Source organism: Bacillus sp. FCW2 (assembly GCF_021228595.1).
Classification (GTDB): domain Bacteria; phylum Bacillota; class Bacilli; order Bacillales; family Bacillaceae; genus Bacillus; species Bacillus velezensis.
Genome location: NZ_CP089436.1, coordinates 19,994 through 35,360, shown reverse-complemented (window position 1 = coordinate 35,360; position 15,367 = coordinate 19,994). Strand labels below are relative to the sequence as shown.

At 46.0% G+C, this 15,367-nt stretch carries 18 protein-coding genes and 1 tRNA gene; 3 read left to right on the top strand and 16 right to left on the bottom strand.

Annotated features, from left to right (window positions below; translation table 11 throughout):
* Nucleotides 1-2: 2 nt before the first annotated feature.
* The 14 genes from K3G25_RS00220 to queG form a co-directional block, all read right to left on the bottom strand.
* The gene (locus K3G25_RS00220; RefSeq protein ID WP_021494893.1) at nt 3-770 is read right to left on the bottom strand and encodes a hypothetical protein; all 768 of its coding nucleotides are present in this window, start codon (nt 768-770) and stop codon (nt 3-5) included.
* Nucleotides 771-889: 119 nt separating this feature from the next.
* Entirely contained in the window at nt 890-1,261 is a 372-nt protein-coding gene (locus K3G25_RS00215) for a hypothetical protein (RefSeq protein ID WP_014417269.1), read from the bottom strand.
* Nucleotides 1,262-1,273: 12 nt separating this feature from the next.
* The gene (locus tag K3G25_RS00210) at nt 1,274-1,807 is read right to left on the bottom strand and encodes an NAD(P)H-dependent oxidoreductase (RefSeq protein ID WP_003155386.1); all 534 of its coding nucleotides are present in this window, start codon (nt 1,805-1,807) and stop codon (nt 1,274-1,276) included.
* A gap of 24 nt (nt 1,808-1,831) precedes the next feature.
* The gene (locus tag K3G25_RS00205; RefSeq protein WP_003155387.1) at nt 1,832-3,427 is read right to left on the bottom strand and encodes an MFS transporter; all 1,596 of its coding nucleotides are present in this window, start codon (nt 3,425-3,427) and stop codon (nt 1,832-1,834) included.
* Nucleotides 3,428-3,467: 40 nt separating this feature from the next.
* Nucleotides 3,468-4,133, bottom strand: coding sequence for an HlyD family secretion protein (locus tag K3G25_RS00200; protein WP_007610259.1), 666 nt, complete (start codon nt 4,131-4,133; stop codon nt 3,468-3,470).
* 36 nt (nt 4,134-4,169) lie between these two features.
* Nucleotides 4,170-4,634: a MarR family transcriptional regulator gene (locus K3G25_RS00195; RefSeq protein ID WP_003155389.1), complete on the bottom strand. Its 465-nt coding sequence runs from the start codon at nt 4,632-4,634 to the stop codon at nt 4,170-4,172.
* A 186-nt stretch (nt 4,635-4,820) separates the two neighbouring features.
* Nucleotides 4,821-5,999: a sporulation protein YhbH gene (gene yhbH, locus K3G25_RS00190; protein ID WP_017417325.1), complete on the bottom strand. Its 1,179-nt coding sequence runs from the start codon at nt 5,997-5,999 to the stop codon at nt 4,821-4,823.
* Nucleotides 6,000-6,189: 190 nt separating this feature from the next.
* Nucleotides 6,190-8,085, bottom strand: coding sequence for a serine/threonine protein kinase PrkA (prkA, locus tag K3G25_RS00185; protein WP_003155391.1), 1,896 nt, complete (start codon nt 8,083-8,085; stop codon nt 6,190-6,192).
* Between the two features lie 358 nt (nt 8,086-8,443).
* Nucleotides 8,444-9,154: a hypothetical protein gene (locus K3G25_RS00180; RefSeq protein ID WP_014417267.1), complete on the bottom strand. Its 711-nt coding sequence runs from the start codon at nt 9,152-9,154 to the stop codon at nt 8,444-8,446.
* A gap of 11 nt (nt 9,155-9,165) precedes the next feature.
* Complete coding sequence (locus tag K3G25_RS00175; RefSeq protein WP_029973228.1) at nt 9,166-9,879, bottom strand: polymer-forming cytoskeletal protein; 714 nt, start codon at nt 9,877-9,879, stop codon at nt 9,166-9,168.
* Entirely contained in the window at nt 9,870-10,502 is a 633-nt protein-coding gene (locus tag K3G25_RS00170) for a YhbD family protein (protein WP_015417094.1), read from the bottom strand. Before K3G25_RS00170 ends, K3G25_RS00175 begins: the two co-directional genes overlap by 10 nt.
* A gap of 136 nt (nt 10,503-10,638) precedes the next feature.
* Nucleotides 10,639-11,121: a tRNA (uridine(34)/cytosine(34)/5-carboxymethylaminomethyluridine(34)-2'-O)-methyltransferase TrmL gene (gene trmL, locus K3G25_RS00165; protein ID WP_007610253.1), complete on the bottom strand. Its 483-nt coding sequence runs from the start codon at nt 11,119-11,121 to the stop codon at nt 10,639-10,641.
* A 36-nt stretch (nt 11,122-11,157) separates the two neighbouring features.
* Nucleotides 11,158-12,069 carry an amidase domain-containing protein gene (locus K3G25_RS00160; RefSeq protein ID WP_029973232.1) on the bottom strand — a complete coding sequence of 304 codons (912 nt, stop codon included), beginning with the start codon at nt 12,067-12,069 and terminating at the stop codon, nt 11,158-11,160.
* A gap of 76 nt (nt 12,070-12,145) precedes the next feature.
* Nucleotides 12,146-13,306, bottom strand: coding sequence for a tRNA epoxyqueuosine(34) reductase QueG (gene queG, locus K3G25_RS00155; protein WP_029973233.1), 1,161 nt, complete (start codon nt 13,304-13,306; stop codon nt 12,146-12,148).
* An 84-nt stretch (nt 13,307-13,390) separates the two neighbouring features.
* Here queG and K3G25_RS00150 point away from each other — a divergent pair, with 84 nt between their 5' ends.
* The gene (locus tag K3G25_RS00150; RefSeq protein WP_022552809.1) at nt 13,391-14,014 is read left to right on the top strand and encodes a hypothetical protein; all 624 of its coding nucleotides are present in this window, start codon (nt 13,391-13,393) and stop codon (nt 14,012-14,014) included.
* Nucleotides 14,015-14,104: 90 nt separating this feature from the next.
* Here the strand turns inward: K3G25_RS00150 and K3G25_RS00145 are convergent.
* Nucleotides 14,105-14,178, bottom strand: a tRNA-Gly gene (locus K3G25_RS00145).
* Nucleotides 14,179-14,367: 189 nt separating this feature from the next.
* On the opposite strand from K3G25_RS00145, the gene K3G25_RS00140 reads away from it, so the two are divergent.
* Nucleotides 14,368-14,571 carry a helix-turn-helix transcriptional regulator gene (locus tag K3G25_RS00140; RefSeq protein ID WP_003155407.1) on the top strand — a complete coding sequence of 68 codons (204 nt, stop codon included), beginning with the start codon at nt 14,368-14,370 and terminating at the stop codon, nt 14,569-14,571.
* Nucleotides 14,568-15,035 (top strand): hypothetical protein, encoded by a 468-nt coding sequence (locus K3G25_RS00135; protein ID WP_012117138.1) that lies wholly within the window; start codon nt 14,568-14,570, stop codon nt 15,033-15,035. The genes K3G25_RS00140 and K3G25_RS00135 overlap by 4 nt, the downstream gene beginning before the upstream one ends.
* A gap of 20 nt (nt 15,036-15,055) precedes the next feature.
* Here K3G25_RS00135 and rpsN read toward each other — a convergent pair whose 3' ends face one another.
* Nucleotides 15,056-15,325 (bottom strand): 30S ribosomal protein S14, encoded by a 270-nt coding sequence (gene rpsN / locus K3G25_RS00130; protein WP_007610245.1) that lies wholly within the window; start codon nt 15,323-15,325, stop codon nt 15,056-15,058.
* Between the last annotated feature and the right edge of the window lie 42 nt (nt 15,326-15,367).

Here is a 15,367-nt window from a genome sequence, read left to right as displayed (position 1 = left end):
CATTACACCTCAACCTTTCGATTCAGCAGCATAGAGGCCAGCGCAAGACAGAGCGCCGTAAGCACGATCACTGCCAGGAAGCTGAAAAGCGAAATGTGGACGGTTTTCAGCTCCATCGTCCATCCGGTCAATTTTGTATAATGAAAATGAAAATTCGCATACACTTTTACCGGCCATAAATCATGTTGAGATGAAGTGAAAGGCGTAATGATTTTATCGTCAATATAGGTCCAGACAAACGCAAGCACGATGCAGATCACCCAACGGAGGACGGGAACATGTTTTAATGAGTGAAAAACAGTCCAAAATACGGCCACGATTACAGATAAGTACGCTGAACTGATCAGCAGGTAAGCATTCAGTCCGGTTAATGTGCCGGCCAGGGGAATGGCGTGTTCCAGCGCTCCTTTTGCAGAAAGCATCCGGTACATCCAAATGCCGTAACCGGTCAGCGCCAGCTGCCCGATCAACTGATACAGCAGTGAGGCCGTCAGCTTGGAAGCCAGCAGATAAAATCCTCCATTCGGATTGTAAAGCCACAGCTGGTTTTTTCCTTCTTTATGAAGGTGATAGTACATAAAAAGCGGCGCTACAAGAAATTGAAAAAACCCCATTGCCGCAAAAAAGCCGAAAATGACGAGCGGTTCTTTCTGACGGGCAGCGATGACGTGGGCTGCAAACGCCAAGCAAATCATGCCGCAAAGCCACACCGCGAGCCAAATCCATGAAACCTTCGCATCTTTTTTCAGCAAACCTAAAAACGATGTCATTCTTGCTCTCTCCATTCGGATCAAGTGTATGAGTAACATAGTACACTAGATCATCACGTATTACAATATCTTCAATAAAAAAAAGACAAATCCGCTCTTACGCAGATTTGCCTTTTCAATTACTTCTTTTTGTTTTTTAAGGAGAGCAGCGCATCACGATAGCTGCTATCCTGCATTTTGCCGCCGCTATCAGGATCGTTTGTTTCCCGATCCGTCTCAGAAGTCTTAAACTTCTGAAGCGCCTGACGGTACACATCATCGCCCATTGTATTCTTTTTCTCACGGGGAGATTCAGATTTCACAACGACGGGAGCATGCTCGGCTGAGCGCTCCTCGGCCGGATCATGCTTTTCCGGCTGTTCGGCTGTAGTGCCGATCGCTTCTCTCTTTTCTTCTTTGACATCCTGTCCTGCAGAAGTGCTGCGGACATTGAATGTGATAAGAAGTGCAATCACAATGACAGCAGCAATAACCGCTATAATAATGGCCATATAACCCTCTCCTTACTGTCGTCCGGCAGTTAGATTACCTGTGACTTGGCTGACACGTCTGCCAAGCGCACGGCCTAATTGAAGGCCTTCTTCCGTCATCAGCACATCGCTGTCAACCGGGCATGTGACGCCTGCGCCGTAGTAAGAGCCGTACAGCGCGTTTTCAGGAACGTTGCCGGGAAGTCCGACAACAATCATGCCTTGGTGAAACATAGGAGTGATCAGATTGTGCATTGTCATTTCTAATCCGCCATGTGTTGTCGCCGTCGTACAGAATACGGCGCCGACTTTATCAATCAGCTCGCCTTCAGCCCACAGATAGCCGAGTCTGTCGATCCACGCTTTTAAGCCTGAACTGATGGTGCCAAAGTGTCCCGGGCATCCCCAGATAATGGCATCCATGTCTTTCAGCTTGCGGATGTCTGCTTGATCGACATGGTCGATCAGGACTTCAGCCTCAGCGTTTTCTCGCGCTCCTTCGGCAATGGCTTCAGCAAGGTGTTTTGTGTGTTCGCCTTCACTATCGTACACTACGTAAATTTTCATTCAGGAAACCTCCCATTCAGATGATTAAGATTCCTTCACTTCTTTAGGGGCCGGAAGCAATGACAGCTCCTCTTTTTTCTTCGCCCGCTGTTTGTCTTTCCGTACGTCACGCAAGAACAGACTCAGGACTACGCCGATAACCGCAAAGATCGTCGCCCACATAAACGCGTCATTAATCCCCATAACGTTGGAATTAAGTGAAGCTGTTTTGTAGAGATATGAATAAACGGTTTGTTTCGCCGCATCAAGCGACATGTTCATGTTGACCATTAAATTCGAAACCGCGCTTTGGAACGACTGCATGAAGCTTGGATCAGCCGTGCTCGTTTTATCCGCAATCTGCGAATAGTGCATTGTCGTACGGTTCGTATAAATCGTTGTGATCAAACTTGTTCCGATTGAACCGCTGATCTGGCGGAGCGTGTTGCTCATCGCCGTGCCGTGGCTGTTCAAGCGTGCCGGAAGCTGGTTCATTCCGGCTGTCATAACAGGCATCATTAACAGTGACATACCGAATGCGCGGATGGCATAGACAAGCATAATGTGCGTGTAAGGTGTGTCAATTGTCAATTTTGTGTACTGGAATGTCGTTGCGACCGTGATGACCAGCCCGATAATCGCAAGCGGTCTCGGACCGATTTTGTCAAACAGAATACCGGAAATCGGCGACATGATCAGCATGACAATCGCGCCCGGCAATAGCAAGAGACCCGATTGCAGCGCCGTAAAGCCGACTAAGTTCTGCAGGTAAATCGGAAGCAGGAACATTCCTGTGTAAAGCGCAACGGTAATAATGATGTTAATCACACTGGAAAGTGAGAAAATATCATATTTAAATACCCGGAAGTCGAGCATCGGTTTTTCAGAGCGCAATTGCTGAATGACAAACGCGGCAATCGCGATGACACCGACAATGACGGTAGAAAGCACGATCGGATCTCCCCAGCCGTCGCTGCCCGCTTCACTGACTCCGTAAAGCAATGAGGCAAATCCGACAATGGATAGAATCGCACCCAAGCTGTCGAGTTTGATTTTTTGCGGTTCCACCAAGTTCTTAAAGAGGAAAAACGCTATGATAATAACGATTGCCCCGATCGGAACAAGACCGTAGAACATAATGCGCCATGTGTAATGCTCGATGATCCAGCCGGAAAGAGTCGGTCCGACCGCCGGAGCAAACATCATCGCAAGACCGAAAATCCCCATTCCTTTCCCCCTGCTTTCAGGCGGGAAGATAAGCAGAATGGTTGTCATGACCAGCGGCTGCAGGATACCGCCGCCGACCGCCTGAATTAACCGGCCGATCAGCATGGTTGAGAAGTTAGGCGCGATTCCGCAGACTAACGTTCCCGCTGTAAAACAGAACATGGCTACGAGAAAGAGGCTTCTCTGTCCGAACCGGGTAATTAAGAACGCAGATAACGGAATCAAAACACCGTTGACCAGCATGTATCCGGTCGTAAGCCACTGAATCGTCGTCGCACTCACACCGAACTCGGTCATTAAGTGCGGCATCGCCACGTTAAGAAGCGTTTGGTTCAAGATCGCCAGGAATAACCCGGCCATAAGCACAATAAGCAATGTTTTAGGACTTTTTACTTGATTATCTGATTTAGCCACCTAAGACAACCTCCCTTCATGGTTTGATGACTGATCTGTATTATTCAGAGATTTTTACAGATGCGTTCATACCAGGAAGCACCTTGTCAGATGGGTTGCTGAGTGAAATTTTAACAGGAACTTTTTGCGTTACTTTTGTGTAGTTGCCGCTTGAGTTTGAAGAAGGCAGCATATCAAATGTTGAATTTGTCGCATAACCGATTTCTTCTACTGTTCCGTCAAATGTTGTATTAGGGTCGCCGTCAACAATTACGTCTACTTTGTTTCCTACTTCAATGTCTCTAATGTCTGTTTCTTTAATGTTTGCAGTGATGTAAAGATGTTTCATGTCAATTTCCTGGGCAATTGTCGTACCGGCTTGCACCATTTGGCCGTTTTTCACTTCGTTTTTCACGATTGTTCCATCCATGATGGCTTTTACGTCAGCATTTTGCTGTCCTTTGATTTTTGCAACAACGTCGTTTTTGCTTACTTCTTTCCCCTCATCAAGGTTCCAGTCAGTTACTTTACCCGCAGCAGGAGCTGTGATAGCAGCCATGTCGCCGGCAACTTTTGCTTCATCGGTTTTTACATAGTGTGTGCTTTGATAATAGTAGTAAGCACCTCCGCCTATAATTGCAAGAACAACAATCAAACCGATAATGTTGGTCAGAATTAAACGTCCTCTGTTCATTTTGTTTTCTCCTTTCGTTTCTTCCTCTATCATTTTGTGGAATGATGATAAAAATATGTGGGGATTTTTTTATTTTCCGTTTTTCACTGCACAGCCGTTTGCAAGCTTCGTTAAACTTTCCGCAAGCTTGCGCAGGTACTGCAGTTCAGCGGTATTGAGCTGCCGGTATAAGACCGCCGCTTTTTCGGCATATTGAACAGCAGCTTTCTTTAGAAGTTCTTCCCCCTCTTCGGTTAACTGAATCATAACAACACGCCGGTCGTCGTGATAGTCGCTCCGAACCATTAGGCGGCGCTTATACAGAATATCGGTCATTCTCGTGACAGACGCCGGTTTCAGATCAAGCGACAAAGCCAGCCTTGAAAGCTGCGTGCTTTTGCTCTTATGTATTTTGAACATCAGCAGATACTGCAGTACTGTAATATCAAAAGGTTCAAGAACTGTCTCCAGAATCATTTTCTGCTTTTTGTAAATCGATCTGGAAGTATCAAACAGTTGTTCAAAACTGAGCAAAGCGAGCTCTGATTCAATCACCGTATTTTCACCTCATTCCCTTAATAATAGTTCACAAGATAAAATATTAATAAATGAAAGAAGGTTTGTAAAGAGAAAAGTTTCATTTTTTAAGGATTTTTTTTATGCCGTTTTTTCTCTTTATTTTTAATTTAAAAAAGCCGAGTGAAGAACCGCGGCCGCACGATTCTTCACTCGGCTTTATATTTAATACGATGCTTTGCTTACACCGGCTTCCTCATTTTTAAAAAAGCTTTTCAGCGCTTGAAATACGTCTGATTTCTGTTTCAGGATGTAGTATTTAAATTTATCATCTTTGACATTTTTATAGGCGGACATGAGGGTGGAATGCCTGTTATATTGATTGACCTCCCCGTAACAGAACAGATTCGATTTTTTCATGATGTCATTGACGAGCTTTACGCACCGGGCGTTATCCGAAGTCAGGTTATCTCCGTCTGAAAAATGAAACGGATAGATGTTGTAGCGGGCGGGGTCATATTTTTCATCAATTAATTCAAGAGACTTCCGGTAAACGGAGGAACAGATGGTGCCCCCGCTCTCGCCTTTCGAGAAGAAATCTTCTTCCGACACAACCTTCGCTTCCGTATGGTGGGCGATAAATTCGATATCAACCGTTTCATACTTTGTCCGTAAAAATCGTGTCATCCAAAAAAAGAAGCTCCTCGCCATATACTTTTCCCATACGCCCATCGAACCGCTTGTATCCATCATGGCTAAAACGACAGCTTTCGATTCCGGCTTCGTCACATCATTCCATGTTTTGTATTTCAGATCTTCCGGATAAATAGGGTAAAACGACGGCTTGCCTGTCATGGCGTTTCGTTTATAGGCCGACAGCATCGTCCTTTTCTTATCGATATTCCCTGTCAGCCCGGTTTTCCGGATATCATTGAACTCGATATCGGTATGGACGATATTGTCCCTTTCCTTTTGCTGCAGATTCGGCAGTTCTAATTCCTGAAACAGCGCTTCTTCCAGATCCATCAATGAAACTTCCGCTTCATAATAATCCTCGCCTGCCTGATCGCCGGCTCCCTGGCCTTTTCCGGCACCCTGCTTTTTATCTGCGCCGTCTCTTGCGACGACATCGCCGACTTCGCTGTCGCCGTCGCCTTGGCCGACATGTTTATTTTTATCATAGTTATAACGGATTTTATATTCATCAAGCGAACGAATCGGGATTTTCACGACATCTTTTCCGTTGGACATAATAATGCTTTCCTCAGTGACAAGGTCCGGAAGGTTGTTTTTTATCGCTTCCTGTACTTTCTTTTGGTGGCGCTGCTGGTCGTCAAAGCCTTTGCGATGGAGGGACCAGTCTTCCTCTGAAATCAAAAAATTTCCGCTGTCATTACGGGACATGAATTCCCCTCCTTAACCGTTATGGTCGTTTTACATGTGTATTCCGGCTTGGTCCTGTTTATGAAACAAGTCCGGCGAAAAGATTTATTTTTATCTTATGCCGGCCGGACTCTCCAATTGACAAACAATTGCGAAAAACAGACAAAAGAACCCGTCCTTTTACAGACGGGCCTCTCAATGAAATCAAACATCAGCGGTTTAACAAGCTTCCGACATACTTCAGCAGTTCATTAGCGCTAGTCGAATTATAGCCGTGTTCATCTATTAACCTTGCTACTACCTCATTGACCTTTTTAAGCTGCTGCTCATCCGGCGTTTTGGTGGAGGTCGTAATTTTCACCACATCTTTTAAGTCTGCGAACAGCTTTTTCTGAATCGCTTCGCGGAGTCTTTCGTGCGAATTATAGTCAAAGCGTTTTCCTTTTCTTGCATAGGCGGATATGCGGATTAAGATTTCTTCGCGGAACGCTTTTTTCGCGTTTTCTGAAATGCCGATCTGCTCTTCAATGGATCTCATCAGTTTTTCGTCAGGATTCATTTCTTCACCCGTCAGCGGATCGCGGAGCTTATTTTTATTGCAGTACGCTTCCACATTATCTAAATAATTGTCCATGAGAGTTTTCGCGGATTCTTCATATGAATAGACGAACGCCTTCTGCACTTCCTTTTTGGCGATGTCATCGTACTCTTTCCTGGCGGCGGAAATAAAATTCATATACCGCTCTTTGTCCTCGGCGGAGATGGACGGATGCTGGTCGAGCCCTTCTTTTAAGGAACGCAGCACATCAAGCGAATTGATCGATTCCATATTTTTTCTGATAATCGTTGAGGAAATGCGGTTGATGACATAGCGCGGGTCAATTCCGCTCATTCCTTCATCATGGAATTCCTTCTTCATATCCTCAAGATCAACGGAATTGTAACCTTCAACGCTTTCTCCGTCATAGAGCCTCATTTTTTTGACGAGATCAATATCAGAGCGGTTCGGTTCCTTCAGCCTGGTCAAAATAGAAAACATCGCGGCCACTTTTAATGTATGGGGGGCGATGTGTACGTCAGAAACATCACTTTCAGAAATCATTTTTTCATAAATCCGTTCTTCCTCTGACACCTTTAAATTATAAGGAACAGGCATCACGATGATCCTGGAGTGAAGGGCTTCATTTTTCTTATTGGCAATAAACGAGCGGTACTCCGTTTCGTTCGTATGCGCAACAACCAATTCGTCGGCTGAGATGAGCGCAAACCGTCCGGCTTTAAAATTCCCTTCCTGCGTGAGTGACAGAAGGTGCCACAGAAATTTCTCATCGCATTTCAGCATTTCCTGAAACTCCATCATTCCGCGGTTCGCTTTATTTAATTCACCGTCAAACCGATAAGCGCGCGGATCTGATTCAGAGCCGTATTCGGCAATCGTTGAAAAATCAATACTCCCCGTCAAGTCGGCGATATCTTGTGATTTCGGGTCAGACGGGCTGAAGGTTCCGATTCCGGTACGTTTATCCTCCGAGAAGAATATACGTTCAACCTTTACATCCTCAATTCTGCCGCCGTATTCTTCTTCAAGCCGCATGACATTAAGCGGAGAAAGGCTGCCCTCAATTCTGATGCCGTATTCTCTGTAGAAGTCGTCGCGCAGATGATGGGGAATGAGATGGAGAGGATCTTCATGCATCGGGCAGCCTTTAATGGCGTAAACAGCGCCGTTGTCTGTCAATGAGTAGGCTTCAAGCCCTTTTTTCAGCATGGTGACAAGAGTTGACTTTCCGCCGCTGACGGGTCCCATCAATAGTAAAATCCGTTTTCTTACATCGAGCCGCTTGGCAGCCGGGTGAAAGTATTCCTCCACGAGCCGTTCCAGAGATTCCTCAAGGCCGAACAGCTCCCTCGAGAAAAAGCTGTATGTCTTTTTACCGTCATCCTCCTCGATTCCGCTGTCTTTTATCATATTAAAAACGCGAGAATGAGCAGACTGCGCGACCAATGGATTTTCTTTTATGATCTCCAAATAATCAGCGAACGTCCCTTCCCATTTGAGACGCTGCTCTTCCTCTCTGTACTTTTCAATTTTCTTTAATATATCCATAAGAACCTCCTCTATCATGGTTAATGCACTAGAAATAAGGTACTTTGTTACAATCTATGCGGTGACGTGATAATACATGCTTTTCGTTTCTTAAAAATAAAGACGTTATAAGGCCATCATTGACAAGGGTCCGGTGCACCGTTCATAATGAAAGAAATACAGTTTCATCCAGACTCGGACATCAAATGGAAAAGCAAAGAGGAGGAGAAATGATGAAAACGATCATTTTACTTGGGGTCATTCTCACTTTTTTAGTATCCATTTTTACGGCGGGTTACGACAGCAAACCTGAAAACAAATAACGGCAAAAGGGTGCTCTTCATCAAGAGCACCCTTTCCTGTACAACATAACAATGTTTCACATTTGAATATGTTCTTGGACTGTTGATTTTTCATGAGATTTGCAGCTTGTTTGATACTCGATTTTTCCGATTTTGCAGCCCGGGCCGATTTCCACATGCTTTCCTCTGACGATGTCCGCTTCCGTGTATTCGAGGTAAATTGCGTCCCCTTCGATCAATTCAGCAGAAAGCGTGCCGGCTTTCCGTTTAAGAAAACCGGGTTTCCGTCTGACGGTGATCGATGTGCCGCCGATTTCTTTCACGCGGCTTCGGTCATAACGCAAATGGATGTTTACGTCCCCCGCGTTTAACAATCCCGCCACATTGATACATCCTGTTACATGAAGCAGCTCCGTCTCGCAATCGCCGCCGACTGTGAGACTGCCTTTTATATGACACTGCTCTCCCGCGGCCCCGCCGCCAATTTCAGCAAGTCCTTTCAGCCTCATCGTGGCGAAACGCATGGAGCCGCCGACTTTCAATGTGCCCATCACATTTGCTGAACGTGCTGATAAATCTCCTGCAACTTCATGCTCTCCGAAAATTTTCAGCCTGTTGATCTCGGCATCTCCGAGAAAAAGTCCCGTACCGAATATCCGGCAGCGTTCGCTTTGAAGTCCTTCGCCGACAGTTCCTTCCCCTTTAATGCTTACATTTTGGTAGGAGCCGCCGGAGGCGTGTCCGGCTCCGTACATTTTTAAATGACTCAATTTTTTTGTCGTTTCCATCGCAGTTCCTCCTATCGTTTCACGACTTTGTTAACCAAAGCGGAAGGATCACATGTAAAATCGCCGCTGTATTCCACAGTCCCAATGGTGCAGCCTGCGCCGATCCGCACATGATTTCCGCGGACTGTCTTCGCGTTCGTGTCCGCCAATTCAATGATGTCACCTTCAATCAGCTCCGCTGTCAGCACCGGGGCCGGCATCAGCTTAAAACGCGTAAGCACGCTCTTTCTGCTCATCACTTTCAAATGGCGGCAGCCGATTTCTTTCACCCGGCTTTCTCCCGCCGCCAGCTTAATACTGACTTCATCGGCATTCAGCAGGCCGCCGATCTTGCATTTGCCTTCCGAACGGAACGTCTCTGTCTCGCAATCGCCTTCAATCCCGGCTTTCCCGGATATGAAAATATCATCAGCTTTCACACCGCCGCCGAAAGATGAAAATCCCGCGACGTTCAGCCGCTCCGTTTTGACATCACCTTTAATGACACCCGTTCCGTTGATACGGATGGATTCAGCTTCGGCACTGCCGGAAATTTTCCCCGAACCGCTGATCGTCAGTGTTTGCGTCTTGACATGTCCGTCTGTTTTTCCGCTGCCGTTAAACAAAAAGCTCGCGCACTCCACATCACCTGACACCGTGCCGCTTCCGTTGATCTCCACTGTATGAAAACGGCCTCCTTTTGAACTTCCTGAACCGTTGATGATTAATTTATCTGTTACTTCCATTGATGGTCCTCCTGCATCCATTTCGTTTTTAATTCTTCCGATGCCGCAGCAAGCGCCACCCGTTCAACCACTTTGACAGTCGGTTCAAACAAAATATGTTCCGCGTCTGCGATGAAGCACGTCGTTACGCCAAGCTTTCGGAGCATGACAAGCTCCGTATTCGCTTTCAGCTCGGAAGCCTCATACGTTTTCAGCACCCCTGCCGCCAATTTTCCTTCCTCAAGGCTGATATTGCCCGATTGCAAAAGCCCTTCAAGCACATATAAAGACAGCAGCGCGCGGGACGTGAATGTCACGCCGTCTTCGCCATAAACTTGCAGCGCGGCTTTTGAAATCAGTCCCTTTTGAAGCAGTTCCGCAGACGTTATATTGACATCAGTCATTTGCGGAGATAGCATTTCTCTCATTTCATCCAGAGACAGATTTTCTTTCATTTTCTGTATTTTTGAGATGCGTTTTAATATTTCCGCTCTCGGAAAAAATGTTTCCTGGCCTGTAAACGTCGATTTTCGGATAAACCATTCTTCAGGAATTAAATTTTTCCGTTTCCACCGGTACAGCTGCCCGTATGAAATTGATGTTTCTTCCAGCAATTCTTTTTTAGAAATCAGTTGCTCCTCCATGAATCCAGCTCCTTCGATGAATGTATTGTAACATAACACTGTTACGTTGTTAAGCCTGAAAATATAAAAATGCCGTGAACCGCTGCTGCCCGTCTTTTTATTCAATAAAAAAACGCCCGGATGCGGGCGTTTTTTCTCACGTCAAATCTCTGTAATTTTGCTGGCGCAGCGCTTCATATACAAGAATCGCGGCCGTGTTGGACAGGTTTAATGATCTCACATGCTCGGTCATCGGCAGACGCAGGCAGCGGTCCATATTGTTTTCGATCAATTCTTTCGGAAGTCCGCTCGTTTCTCTGCCGAATACGAAGAAAAAGTCTTCCTCCGTATTTGAGTAATCAAATGATGTGTGCGGCTTTTGGCCGAATTTTGTAATGAAGAAAAACTTTCCGTTCTCATATGCCTCAAATAATTCTTCCAATGAATCATGATATACGACGTTGACGAACTCCCAATAATCGAGTCCGGCGCGCTTCAGCATTTTATCATCGGTTGAGAATCCGAGCGGGCGGATCAAATGAAGCGTTGTGTCTGTTGCCGCACAAGTACGTGCGATATTTCCCGTATTGGCCGGGATTTCGGGTTGATATAAAACGACATGTAATGCCACGATGTTCACCTCTGTTTTTTATTCCGCCCACCATTATATCATTAATTACTCTTTTGTCGTATCATCCGTAATATGAAAAAACGCATATCTGATGGAAGGAGTATACGCCGTTGAATCCTCATATGACCAATATCTCATTCTGCTGTCATACGTTTGGGCATTGACGAGCGGCATATTGCTTTTATCTTTTGCGACCACGATCGCCGTATGATTAAAACGGCCGTCTCCTTCAAAATCATAGCAAATGATATCTCCGGGCATCAGTTCTTCAGCTCTTGATACTTGCAATGCGCGGAGCCCTGCCTTGGATTGGGCGAGATACATCTTCATCGAATGCGCGACCGTCCAGCTGTAGCTCCACGAGCTTGCCTTCATCCACCAGCCTGAGCCTCTGTTCGGATGCCCCCGCATCGGTGCTTTTCCGGCATGTAAACATTGGGAAATAAAATTGGTGCAATTATCGCTGAAATTTTTATAAGCGGGATTTCGTTTATTCCAAAACTTCTCCGCGTACTGCACGGCAGCCAGACGGTCGTATTGAAACGCCCGCCCGAAATCTTCCCGTTCACTCCGCTCATATTCAATTACGCTGTTTCCGTCAGAAAATCCAGCCGGTTTTTTCTTTACTTCCCGGTCTTTAATCAAAAGCTCATCATAGAGAAATGCAGTCCGTTCCTCAATCTGCTCTTCTAAGTAAAGGTGTCCGTCATGCTCCTTGCACAAATATTCGAAATGAATCGTGTACATGACACATAACGTGCCGTCGTCCTCAAGACTGCTTTTGACAATGACGGCTTTTGCCTTCGCCTTCACGATATCAACTTTCCGTTTTTCAAACAGCTCTTTTTTTCTCGTCAGGACCTCAAGATCGCCGGCCTGCCCATTCTGCCTCATCTCAGTTCCGTTGATTAAATAATGAAGCCGGGCCTCCGCTAAATCTTCAATAATATGCTTCAAGCGCTCCACCCACCATACGATTTTATAAAGAAAAAACACTTGAACTCCGGCCAAGTGCTTTTTCTCTATACATATGTCAGGACCGGCCGGTTTTAGTCTTATCAGAAACCGATAACAGCTCCAGTCCCTTTTCAATTTCCCGTATGGCGTCCTCATCCTGCTCCTTTTGAAGCGCTTTTTCTAATTCCTCCGCATAATCAGGATCACCGATTTTCCCGATGGCCCAGGCGGCCGTACCCCTGATGACGGGGCGCGGATCTTGGTGCATCAAGGCCGTTAATTCCGGAAGAGACGAGGCATCTTTAAAATGAGCCAAAGCTAAAATCGCATTCCGCTGTATCGGCTTCTTGCCGCGCCATGATCCCGATACATGTCCGAATTTTTCTTTGAATTCGCGGTTGCTTATGGTCAAAAGCGGCTTTAACAGCGGCTTTGCGATTTCCGGATCAGGCTCCATCTGCGGATGAAGATGAAAATCTTTCCCCTTATTAATCGGACAGACCGTCTGGCACGTGTCACAGCCATACAGACGGTTTCCGATTTTCGTGCGGAACTCATCCGGCAAAAATCCCTTTGTCTGGGTCAGGAACGAAATACAGCGCTGGGCGTTAAGCTGTCCGGGATTGACGAGTGCGCCGGTCGGACAAGCGTCTAAACATTTTGTGCACGTACCGCACATATCTTCAATCGGCACATCCGGTTCAAAGGGCAGATTGGTGATCATTTCAGCCAGATAGACGTAAGAACCGTATTCAGGCGTGGTGATCATGCAGTTTTTGGCGCTGAAGCCGATTCCCGCCCGTTCAGCCACGGCCCTGTCGGACAATTCTCCTGTATCCACCATTGACTTTGTGCGGATATCCTCATGTTTGCTTTGGAGAAAATTTTCCAGCAGATCAAGCTTTTCCCGCAGCACATCATGATAATCCTTCCCCCAGGAAGCTCTGCAAAAAATGCCGCGCCGCCCGTCTCTCGTGCTCCTCGGCGCATCTTTCATTTTGGAAGGATAAGCAAGGGCGATGGCGACGATTGATTTGGCTTTCGGGAGAAGCAAAGACGGAGTAACCCGTTTTTCAATATCCGGCTCTTCAAAACCGGATAAATAGCCGAGTGATTCCTGAAGAATCAGCCGGTCCCGCAGACTGTCGAACGTATCAGCCGTCGTAAACCCGATTTTGTCAACTCCGATGCTTTTGGCGTATTCGATTAATTCCTCTTTCAGTTTATGAATATTCATTTTTTGCACAGCCTCCTTTCTTTGTGATCAGGCTCCCGCACGGGTATAATAGAGTTTTATCATCCCGAAATGGAGTGAACACACTTGAACATCAGTTTAGATCCACTTATTGCTGAACGGGTGCCGGGGATCAAAGCGGCAGCCGTCTTATATGAACAGATCGAAGTCGGGCCTGCTCCGCAAATGCTGAAAGGCCGCCTCCGTTTATTTCAAGAATCTCTTTACTTTGATTATGCTGACGGCGGTATAGATGAGCAGCCTTTTGTTAAAGAGTGGGCGCGTATGATGGAACAGCTCAGTCCCGCCTTTTCAGGACAAAAAACGCCGATGGAGCTTATGCTCGGCGATATTTCCCGGGAACGATTCATTGAAAGTGTGAATTCAGCCCATGATACCATACTTTTTTTCTCCTTGAAATATTCATTGCCCATAATGGCGTATGACGCCGCAGAAATAGATGAACCGATTTCGATTACAATCGGAGAAAAAGAACACGTACTTGCTTTCTCCGACTCTGGCGGCATTTTCGGCGGCCTTACCGGACATATCAACACCCGCCCTGTAACAACCGGCACAAAGAAAATGCTGCAGCTGATCTTTTTCCCGCCTTCATTTCATGCCGACGCGGCGGATGAGCTGCTATCATCCTTAACCAAAATGTTTGAACAAATTCACGGAGGCACGCATACCGTCTCTTGGCTTTCATAAAAAGACACGCCTTTCGTGTCTTTTTTCACATAAAAAAACGCAATACTTCGTTTATCAGAGAAACGAAACACTGCGTTAATAACGTATGTATGGAGCGGGTGATGAGAATCGAACTCACGACATCAGCTTGGAAGGCTGAGGTTTTACCACTAAACTACACCCGCATCATAATTCTTTTTTGTCAGTACCGCTTTGACGTTTCTAATATTACATGTTTATTTTTTTTTCGTCAAGGGAATGTTAAAAAATTTGTCGAAAAAAATTCTTTTTTTGTCCACATGTTAAGTTGGGTTTACATTTTGTTAAGAATCTCATACAATATGAAAAGAAGAAAACTTGAGGTATGCCTGATGATGAAAAATAAAGTAAAAGAGCTGAGAGCCAGATTCGGCTATTCTCAGGAAACGCTCGGAAAAGAAGCCGGTGCCACCAGACAGACGATTGCAGCGATTGAAAAAGGAGATTATGTGCCTTCACTTTTATTGGCGCTTAACATCTGCCGGGCTTTCTCCCTGCCGATGGAGGAAGTTTTCTGGCTGGAGGAGGAGAAAAAATGAGTTTGAAAAGAAAAGCTTGTTTTCACCTTGCACTCTACGGGTTGGCCTGCTGGACGCTTATTTCCTTTATGGAAGCGGCGCCGCGGATCGCCCAGTTTTTCCAAACGGAGGGGAGCGGTTCATTTGAGCTGAATATCACGCCGTTTCTGCTGTTTACCGTTTGTGCCGCATTGTATATCTATGCCGAAAAGAAAAAACGAAACGGCAAAAAGCACAGGCTTGTGCCCGATGAATTTGAGGAACAGGATGAAAGAGAACGAATGATGACGGCTAAAGCTTGCCGTTCCTCGTATATCGCCGTTTACTTCTCATTGCCGGCCGCAGCCGTTCTGCTTTTGTTTTATCCGCTGATTCAGCCGCATCTTCCCTTTTTTCCGATTCTTTTAATTTTCATTCTGATGATGATTCAGCATTTGGCTTATGTTTTCACTTTTCATAAGCACGGCAAAAACTCCGGTTCATGACAGATCCGGAGTTTTTTACATTACCAGCTCGCTTTTTTCACCCCGGGAATCCGGCCTTTATGGGCCAGCTCCCTGAATGCGATTCTGGACAATTTAAATTTTCTCATATATCCGCGGGGCCGCCCCGTCACCGTACAGCGGTTATGAAGCCTGGCCGGAGCAGAATCACGCGGCAGTTTGCTCAGCGCTTCCCAGTCTCCTTTTGCCTTTAATTCTCTTCGGATGTCCGCATATTGTTCAACAAGCTTCTGCCGCTTGAGCTCTTTGATCACTTTTGATTTTTTGGCCATTTCAGCACTCCTCTCAAATCGTAATTATTACGTTTTGTATCA

Bases quoted from the DNA above. Each gene is read 5' to 3' on its own strand.
- K3G25_RS00180 (WP_014417267.1), bottom strand. From the start codon at position 9,154: ATGGAAACGACAAAAAAATTGAGTCATTTAAAAATGTACGGAGCCGGA.
- queG (WP_029973233.1), bottom strand. From the start codon at position 13,306: ATGAATATTCATAAACTGAAAGAGGAATTAATCGAATACGCCAAAAGC.
- K3G25_RS00215 (WP_014417269.1), bottom strand. From the start codon at position 1,261: ATGGCCATTATTATAGCGGTTATTGCTGCTGTCATTGTGATTGCACTT.
- K3G25_RS00200 (WP_007610259.1), bottom strand. From the start codon at position 4,133: ATGATAGAGGAAGAAACGAAAGGAGAAAACAAAATGAACAGAGGACGT.
- yhbH (WP_017417325.1), bottom strand. From the start codon at position 5,999: ATGTCCCGTAATGACAGCGGAAATTTTTTGATTTCAGAGGAAGACTGG.
- K3G25_RS00220 (WP_021494893.1), bottom strand. From the start codon at position 770: ATGACATCGTTTTTAGGTTTGCTGAAAAAAGATGCGAAGGTTTCATGG.
- K3G25_RS00210 (WP_003155386.1), bottom strand. From the start codon at position 1,807: ATGAAAATTTACGTAGTGTACGATAGTGAAGGCGAACACACAAAACAC.
- K3G25_RS00140 (WP_003155407.1), top strand. From the start codon at position 14,368: ATGAAAAATAAAGTAAAAGAGCTGAGAGCCAGATTCGGCTATTCTCAG.
- prkA (WP_003155391.1), bottom strand. From the start codon at position 8,085: ATGGATATATTAAAGAAAATTGAAAAGTACAGAGAGGAAGAGCAGCGT.
- K3G25_RS00170 (WP_015417094.1), bottom strand. From the start codon at position 10,502: ATGGAGGAGCAACTGATTTCTAAAAAAGAATTGCTGGAAGAAACATCA.
- K3G25_RS00175 (WP_029973228.1), bottom strand. From the start codon at position 9,879: ATGGAAGTAACAGATAAATTAATCATCAACGGTTCAGGAAGTTCAAAA.
- rpsN (WP_007610245.1), bottom strand. From the start codon at position 15,325: ATGGCCAAAAAATCAAAAGTGATCAAAGAGCTCAAGCGGCAGAAGCTT.
- K3G25_RS00135 (WP_012117138.1), top strand. From the start codon at position 14,568: ATGAGTTTGAAAAGAAAAGCTTGTTTTCACCTTGCACTCTACGGGTTG.